Source organism: Caballeronia arationis, from assembly GCF_001544975.2.
Lineage (GTDB): Bacteria > Pseudomonadota > Gammaproteobacteria > Burkholderiales > Burkholderiaceae > Caballeronia > Caballeronia arationis.
Map to the genome: position 1 here is coordinate 1 of NZ_FCOG02000516.1, position 888 is coordinate 888.

Annotated in this window: 1 protein-coding gene; it reads right to left on the bottom strand. The window is 60.6% G+C overall.

From position 1 onward, the window contains the following. Positions 1–226: 226 nt before the first annotated feature. Positions 227–799: a hypothetical protein gene (locus AWB81_RS43570; RefSeq protein ID WP_062644792.1), complete on the bottom strand. Its 573-nt coding sequence runs from the start codon at positions 797–799 to the stop codon at positions 227–229. Positions 800–888 lie beyond the last annotated feature (89 nt).

Sequence of the window (888 nt, forward strand, 5' to 3'; positions counted from 1 at the left end):
TAGCGGTCGTCGGTCTCCCACGCATTCGTCTTCACCGCGCTTTCGTTGGTCAGGGAAGGATCGGCAATCATCGTGATGTTGTTATTTTGCCGGACGGGCCGTCGGCATTTCGCGCCGCCATCTTATCAAATTGATAAGCAAGTGGTACAGTGGCGAACATCACGGGCACGACGAACCCGGAACCTGAGAGAAACAATGGTGCCCCCGGGGGAAACCCGGGGGCCGACTAACTGTCCGACTGGCTGTCCGCTTCCGGACCGCGCGGCACGGGCAGAAAATGCAGCGCCGCCTTGAGCGTATAGATAACCATGACGGTTCCGGCGAGATCGCCGATGAACATCGCGAAGAACCGCGACGCGACGCTGTGCGTGTCGCCCTGCAGGCAAAACCAGATATTGTGCAAGAGCGGACCGGCTATCGCGTACGCGACGGTGAGCAACATCAACCTGCCCGCGCTCAGATTCGACAGCGACGCGTTCAGCCCATAGATCTCGCGCGCCAGGCGATAGACTGCATAGGGCGCGGCGGTCGCGATAATGCCGCCGACGAACGATCTCACGGGATCGTTGGGAAAGAAATAGAAGAAGTCGACAACCCAGCTTGCGAACAACAACCCGAGCGCGCCGTCGGCGCCGAGCAGGAGCGTGCTGAGCAGCCGGATGCCTGCAGGAAGATAGACCCAGTTCACGCCGCGCACGAACTCGGAGTGGGTGAAGATTTCCTGATTGGCCCAGAGCGAGCCGATAAAGACGGGCGCCGTTCCGACGACGGAGCATAAACGAAGCTGGAATGAAGACATAGGCGTGGCGTGCCAGTTGCGCGGCGGCGGACGTCATATGTTACCGCAGCGCTTTGCAGGCCCTACGCTCAGGGCCGTGACGGCCTTAT

Excerpts from the sequence above, each read along its gene's own strand:
- AWB81_RS43570 (WP_062644792.1), bottom strand. The coding sequence starts at position 799 with ATGTCTTCATTCCAGCTTCGTTTATGCTCCGTCGTCGGAACGGCGCCC.